7 protein-coding genes are annotated in these 6,210 nt (G+C 67.3%); 1 reads left to right on the top strand and 6 read right to left on the bottom strand.

Translation table 11 applies throughout. The features are described from left to right. Positions 1 to 58: 58 nt before the first annotated feature. Together QZ755_RS11600 and QZ755_RS11595 are read right to left on the bottom strand one after the other, a co-directional pair. On the bottom strand, positions 59 to 463 hold the full coding sequence (locus tag QZ755_RS11600) for a hypothetical protein (protein ID WP_294322970.1): 405 nt from the start codon (positions 461 to 463) through the stop codon (positions 59 to 61). 66 nt (positions 464 to 529) lie between these two features. Then, positions 530 to 1,399, bottom strand: coding sequence for a 3-hydroxyacyl-CoA dehydrogenase NAD-binding domain-containing protein (locus tag QZ755_RS11595; RefSeq protein WP_294322969.1), 870 nt, complete (start codon positions 1,397 to 1,399; stop codon positions 530 to 532). Positions 1,400 to 1,488: 89 nt separating this feature from the next. On the opposite strand from QZ755_RS11595, the gene QZ755_RS11590 reads away from it, so the two are divergent. Further along, complete coding sequence (locus tag QZ755_RS11590; protein ID WP_294322967.1) at positions 1,489 to 2,568, top strand: DUF1176 domain-containing protein; 1,080 nt, start codon at positions 1,489 to 1,491, stop codon at positions 2,566 to 2,568. 4 nt (positions 2,569 to 2,572) lie between these two features. On the opposite strand, the gene QZ755_RS11585 is transcribed toward QZ755_RS11590, so the two are convergent. From QZ755_RS11585 to QZ755_RS11570, 4 genes are read right to left on the bottom strand one after another with little or no spacing between them, the layout of a single operon-like run. Continuing rightward, the gene (locus QZ755_RS11585; RefSeq protein ID WP_294322964.1) at positions 2,573 to 3,400 is read right to left on the bottom strand and encodes an endonuclease/exonuclease/phosphatase family protein; all 828 of its coding nucleotides are present in this window, start codon (positions 3,398 to 3,400) and stop codon (positions 2,573 to 2,575) included. Then, positions 3,397 to 4,371, bottom strand: a complete 975-nt coding sequence (gene egtD / locus QZ755_RS11580; protein WP_294322961.1) for an L-histidine N(alpha)-methyltransferase — start codon at positions 4,369 to 4,371, stop codon at positions 3,397 to 3,399. The genes QZ755_RS11585 and egtD overlap by 4 nt, the downstream gene beginning before the upstream one ends. Further along, positions 4,371 to 5,627 (bottom strand): ergothioneine biosynthesis protein EgtB, encoded by a 1,257-nt coding sequence (gene egtB, locus QZ755_RS11575; RefSeq protein ID WP_294322959.1) that lies wholly within the window; start codon positions 5,625 to 5,627, stop codon positions 4,371 to 4,373. Before egtB ends, egtD begins: the two co-directional genes overlap by 1 nt. Positions 5,628 to 5,639: 12 nt before the next feature. After that, on the bottom strand, positions 5,640 to 6,206 hold the full coding sequence (locus tag QZ755_RS11570; protein WP_294322958.1) for a cob(I)yrinic acid a,c-diamide adenosyltransferase: 567 nt from the start codon (positions 6,204 to 6,206) through the stop codon (positions 5,640 to 5,642). Positions 6,207 to 6,210: the final 4 nt, after the last annotated feature.

The raw sequence follows: 6,210 nt of genomic DNA, 5'->3' as shown, positions 1-6,210 counted from the left end.
TCGGCCAGATGCTGCTGCGACCAGCCCCGCTCGGCGCGCAGGGTCTTCAAATAGTTGTTCATGCCTCCCGCCGCCGCATCAGCCCGCGGATACAGGCGGCAACGCCGGTCAGGCTGAACCACAGGGTCGCGACATAATAGTGCTTGGTTGGTCCGACGAGTCCGAACCCTTCCAAAAATCCCCACGCGGTCGTGATCGACAACGTCGCCCCGGTTACGATCATCAGGTCGTGGACCATCTGCGCCCGGATATATTCGTCGCGCATTTCCATCAGGAACTTCCCGATCACCACGAAGACGAGCGCGATGGGTAGGGCGGGCAACACGGCCGCAAGGTAGGCCAGCAGCCCGCTCGGCGGGGCATGACGGAACCACAGGTTCACCGCGACGAGCGTGACGCCGTACAGCGTCATCACGGTCAGCAGGCGGATGGTATAGCGTTTCGCCTCAGGCGGCACGGGCATGTCGGCATCCTCCACAAGTTGTGAAGGACGCTTTACATGACAAGCTCGCTTTACGTCAAGCGTCCTTTACCGCGTCGGCACCGGCTCCGCGCCCGAATAGTCGTAGAAGCCGCGCTTGACCTTGCGCCCATACCAGCCGGCCTCGACATATTTGACCAGCAGCGGCGCGGGCCGGAACTTGGGATCGCCGGTCCCTTCGAACAGGACGCGGGTGATCTCCAGACAGGTGTCCAGCCCGATGAAGTCGGCCAGGGTGAACGGCCCCATCGGGTGATTGAGGCCCAGCTGGCACGCGGCGTCGATGTCGGGGATCGTCGCCACCCCCTCGCCCAGCGCGAAGCAGGCCTCGTTCAGCATCGGCATCAGCACGCGGTTGACGATGAAGCCCGGCGCGTCATTGGCATGGACGATCCGCTTGTTCAGGCTCTGTCCGAACGCCTCGACCGCCGCGACTGTCGCGTCGCTGGTGGCAAGGCCGCGGATCAGTTCGATCAGGCCCATGACCGGCACCGGATTGAAGAAATGCACCCCCATGAACCGCGCCGGATCGGGTGCGGCCTGCGCCAGTCTGGTGATCGGGATGGACGAGGTGTTGCTGGCGAGGATCGCGGTATCCGACAGCACCTTGCCCACGGTTTCGAAGATCTGGCGCTTGATCGCCTCCCGCTCGGTCGCGGCTTCGATCACGAGGTCGCACGGGGCCATCGCCGCCAGGTCGCCGACCGGCGTGATGCGGTCCAGTGCGGCATCGGCGTCGCCCTGCGTGATCTTATCCTTCGATACCGCCCGCGCCAGTTGCTTGGCGATGCCGTCCTTGCCGGCCTGCGCGCGCTCGACCGACATGTCGGACAGCAGCACGGCATAGCCAGCCTGCGCCGACACCTGTGCGATGCCCGCCCCCATCTGGCCCGCGCCGATCACGCCAATCGTCTCCATCGTCCGTCCTCTCGATTAACTGCCGTTTGCCGGCTCGAACGCGGCAATAGCGGCTTTCGATCAGGCGTACATGCCGGTATCGCACCACTATGCGCCGTTTCCTGTCCCTTACCGTGCCGCTCGCCCTGCTCGCCTGCAACGGATCGCCACCGCAGCCGGCTGAAAAGGGCACGAAGCCCGCCCCCACGCCCGGCGCCAGTGCGACCCCGCTTGCCGATACCGGGACCGTCCCGCACCCGACCAAACTGCGCGGTTTCGGCAACTGGGTGGCGGGATGCGATAATGGCGCGACCTGTCAGGCAGGCTCGCTGGCGCCCGAGGACGGCGATCCGCCGGCATTGATGCTGTCGATCGAGCGTGCCGCCGGGCCGGACGGGGCGGTTGCGATCCGCCTGCGCGGGGTGACGCTGCCCGCGCTGCCGCTGACCGCCGCGATCGATGGTGAGGCGGTGGCACGCGGCGGTACCGCCGACGACGATGCGGTCACGCTGGGCGGCGCACCGGCACTGGCCCTTGCGCAGCGCATGGCACAGGGCGGCACGCTGACCATCACCGACGCTACCGGCGCGACGGCGGCAACCCTGTCAATGAAGGGCGCGGCGGCGGCGCTCCGCTGGATAGATGCCGCACAGGGGCGCGACGGCACGACCGGTGCGCTGGTGGCAAAGGGCGCGCGGCCCGACACCCGCCCGGCCCCCGCGCTTCCGGTGGTGCGTGCGCCGGTCGTTCGCGGTGAATCGGCGCTGCTCGACCCACTGCTGGTCACCCGGATGCGGGCAAAGGCGGACTGCGACGGCGACGACCTGCCCGATGTGACGACCAAGCCGCTGGGCAACGGACGGACGCTGGCGATCGTGCCCTGTTCGCTGGGCGCCTATAACCTGTTGTCGGCGCTGTTCGTGGTCGAACGGGGCGAAGCGACGCTGGCCGCGTTCGAAGCGGAGCCGGGCGGTGATTCGGGCGGCGACACCTCGCTTGCCTTCAACGCCTCCTTTGCGGACGGCATTCTGGAAACCAACGCGCTGGGCCGGGGGCTGGGCGATTGCGGCGTGCGACAACGCTATGCGTGGGACGGCAGCCGCTTTCGCCTGATCGAACAGCGCGAGATGGACGATTGCCGCGGCAACGCCGATTTCATCCGCACCTGGGTCGCACGGCTGATCCGCTGACCGGTCAGCGGCGGCGCAGCACCGCGACGACCGGATAATGGTCGGACGGGAACAGCGCCCCCTGCCGCGTGTCGATCGTCGTTACCGACAGCGGCGCAAACCCTTTCACGAAGATCCAGTCGATCCGCCGGTCGGGCTTGCCGGTAAAGCCGTGGAAGGTCGCCTCCGGCCCCTTTCGCGCGGGCGTCGCGGTCCAGGCATCGGTCATGTCCTGCGCAAGGCGGCGGTGGGTCGGACTGTCGGGCACGGTGTTGAAATCGCCGGTCAGCACGACCGGCAAGTCGCCGGCAATGCGCGGAATCCGGGCCGCCAGCAGCGCCGCGCCCTTCTCCCGCGCGGCCTCGTCCTCCTCGCGGTACGGCAGGTGAGTGTTGAACATCGCGAACCGCCTGCCATCACGCTCCCGGAAAATCGCCCATGTCACCATGCGCGGCAGGGGGTGGCCCCAGGTGATGCTGCCCGGCACGTCGGGCGTATCCGACAGCCAGAAATTGCCCCAGCGTTCCACCTGCAACCGGTCGGTGCGGTAGAAGACGCCCATATGTTCGTCGTCGGGCCGCCCGGTCCCGCTGCGCCCGATCCCGATCCAGCGATAGCGCGGCAGGCGCGCAACGATGTCGTCGCCCTGCCGCTTGAACAATTCCTGCGTCCCGATCACGTCGGGGCCGGCACGGCGGATCGTCGTCGCGGTCAGGTCGCGCCGCAGTTCCCAAAGATTCGCGCCATCGCCGTCGCTGGGCAGGCGGATGTTGAGGCTCATCACGGTCAGGTCGCGGGCCATCGCCGGCACCGCCGCGGCCAGCGCCGCCATCGTCAGCAGAAATCGGATCACGGAGCGATCTGTACCTTTCGCGCTTCGGCCAGGATCACGCAGAACGCGCCGTCCTCGCCACACCATTGCTGCAACGGGGTCCACCCGCCGCTGCGCAATAGCAGGCGCGCATCGCGGTCGCCATATTTATGGCTGTTCTCGGTATGAATCGTCTCTCCGGCGTGCATCGCGAAGGATCGACCGTCGATCGCGAAGTCGATGTCGCGGGTCGCACGCAGATGCATCTCGATCCGCGCGGCGTCGTCGTTCCAGCGCGCTTCATGCGCAAAGGCGTCGACCGGGACATTGCCCGCCAGCTCGCGGTTGATCCGGTCGAGCAGGTTCAGGTTGAACGCCGCCGTCACCCCCGCCGCATCGTCATAGGCGGCAACCAGCGTGCCCTGATCCTTGATCCGGTCGATGCCGATCAGCAGCATCGCCCCCTCGCCCAGCCAGTCGCGCATCGCGCGCAGCAGCGTGCCGGCGGCCAGCGGTTCCATGTTGCCGATGGTCGATCCGGGGAAGAAGCCCAGTTTCGGCATGGCGGCGACCTGCGCGGGCAGTGGCACCGGATGCATGAAATCCGCCTCGACCGGCAGCACCGGCAGTCCGGGGAACTGCGCGGCCAGTACCGCCGACGACGATCGCAGGAAGTCGCCCGAAATATCGATCGGGACATAGGCGGCGGGTTCGATGCAATTGAGCAGGATCGGCGTCTTGACCGAAGATCCCGACCCGAACTCGACCACCGCCACGCCTTCGCCGACTGCACCGACCAGTTCGGGGCAGATCGTCTTCAGGATCGCGGTCTCGGCACGAGTCGGATAATATTCGGGGAGCGCGGTAATGTCCTCGAACAGTTCCGACCCCTTGCGGTCATAGAACCAGCGCGCCGGAACCGCCTTTTGCGGCAGGGCAAGCCCGGCGAGAACATCGGCGCGGAACGCGGGGTCGGCACGGGTCGCCATCGGCACATCATCGCTACGCAGCATCACAGGTCCTTTGCAAGGCGGACGCCGGTGAATTGCCAGCGCTGGTGGGGGTAAAAGAAATTGCGGTAACAGGCGCGCGCGTGGCCGCGCGGCGTGGCGCAGGACGATCCGCGCAACACGAACTGCCCGCTCATGAACTTGCCGTTATATTCGCCCACCGCACCGTCTGCGGTGCGGAAACCGGGATACGGCCGGTACGCGCTGCCGGTCCATTGCCACACGTCGCCGAAAAAAGCGGGGCCGCCGCTCGACGGGCGCGGTTCGACCGCATGGGCATGGTCCAGCTGATTACCACCGGCCGGGTCATGGGATGCAGCCGCCGCCTCCCATTCGAACTCGGTCGGCAGGCGCGCGCCGGCCCAGCTGGCATAGGCGTCGGCCTCGAAGAAGCTGACATGCGTCACCGGTGCAGCGGGATCGATCGCGCGCCGCCCGTCAAGGCCGAAACGGGTCCATCGCTCGCCGTCCTGTTCCCAATAGAGCGGCGCCTGGATGCCGTTCGCCTGCACCCATGCCCAGCCATCGGCCAGCCACAACCGCGCGTCGCGATAGCCGCCATCGGCGATGAACGCCGCCCATTCGCCATTGGCGACGGTGCGGTCGGCAATCGCGTGCGGGTGGAGCAGCACATTATGCCGCGGCCCTTCGCAATCGAAGGCGAAGCCCTGCCCGCCATGCCCGACCTGCACGATACCGCCGCCATGCTCGATCCAGCCGGTCGGCGGCGGCACCGCGACCGGGCGCTTGGGCTCGGGCGCGAACATCGCCGGTTCCAGCGGGTTTTCGCTGAAATGGTGGAGGATGTCGGTCAGCAGCAGTTCCTGATGCTGCTCCTCATGGTTGCAGCCCAGCGCGACCAGTTCCTGCGCCTCTGCCGACAGCGTGGGGAGCGCGGCAAGCAACGCCGCATCGACCGCCGCGCGATAGCCGCGCACCTCGTCGAGACTGGGCCGGGTAATCATCCCGCGCCTAGCTCGCGCGTGGCGCCGCCCCTCTGCCTCGTAATAGCTGTTGAACAGGAACGGAAACCGTTCGTCGTGGAGCGTGTAGCCCGGCACATGGTCGCGCAGGACAAAGGTTTCGAAGAACCAGGTGGTGTGCGCCAGATGCCATTTGGCGGGCGACGCATCGTCCATCGACTGTACCGTGGCATCAGCGTCCGACAGCGGCACGGCCAACGCATCGGTCAGCGATCGGACGGCGTGATAGCGATGGGCGAGCGGGTGGTCGGACCGGTCGGCCGGTGTCGCTCGCATGAAATCGCTCCCCTAGGATGCCGGACGCTCTCCACCCGGTACCCACAGAACGTCTCCACCGGCGCTTTGGTTCACAAGCCGCGCAAAAACGAACAGAAAATCCGACAGCCGGTTGAGATAGGCGAGCAGATGCGGGTTGAGCGCGGTGCCATGCGACGCCGCCACCGCGGATCGCTCCGCCCGCCGCACGATGGCGCGGGCCAGATGCAGCGCGGCCGCCGCCGCCGATCCACCGGGCAGGATGAAGCTGGTGAGCGGCGACAGGCCGGCATTCGCCTGGTCGATCGCATTCTCCAGCGCGGTCACCTGTTCGGGCAATATCCGCAGCGCGCCCGTAATCGCCGAGGGGGTGGCGAGGTCCGCGCCCAGGTCGAAAAGGTCGTTCTGGATGGTCAGCAACGTCGCGGCGTCTGGATGCTCGCCCAGCGCGGCGATGGCGACGCCCAGCGCCGAATTCGCCTCGTCCACATCGCCGATCGCCTGCATCACGGCGGCATCCTTCGCCACGCGCGATCCGTCGACCAGCCCGGTGGTCCCGCCGTCGCCGGTACGGGTATAGATCTTCGTCAGCTTGACCATGAGG

This window comes from uncultured Sphingomonas sp. (assembly GCF_913776855.1).
Lineage (GTDB): Bacteria > Pseudomonadota > Alphaproteobacteria > Sphingomonadales > Sphingomonadaceae > Sphingomonas.
This window is presented reverse-complemented; position numbering and strand designations above follow the sequence as displayed.

Bases quoted from the DNA above. Each gene is read 5' to 3' on its own strand.
- QZ755_RS11600 (WP_294322970.1), bottom strand. From the start codon at position 463: ATGCCCGTGCCGCCTGAGGCGAAACGCTATACCATCCGCCTGCTGACC.
- QZ755_RS11595 (WP_294322969.1), bottom strand. From the start codon at position 1,399: ATGGAGACGATTGGCGTGATCGGCGCGGGCCAGATGGGGGCGGGCATC.
- QZ755_RS11590 (WP_294322967.1), top strand. From the start codon at position 1,489: ATGCGCCGTTTCCTGTCCCTTACCGTGCCGCTCGCCCTGCTCGCCTGC.
- egtD (WP_294322961.1), bottom strand. From the start codon at position 4,371: ATGCTGCGTAGCGATGATGTGCCGATGGCGACCCGTGCCGACCCCGCG.
- egtB (WP_294322959.1), bottom strand. From the start codon at position 5,627: ATGCGAGCGACACCGGCCGACCGGTCCGACCACCCGCTCGCCCATCGC.
- QZ755_RS11570 (WP_294322958.1), bottom strand. From the start codon at position 6,206: ATGGTCAAGCTGACGAAGATCTATACCCGTACCGGCGACGGCGGGACC.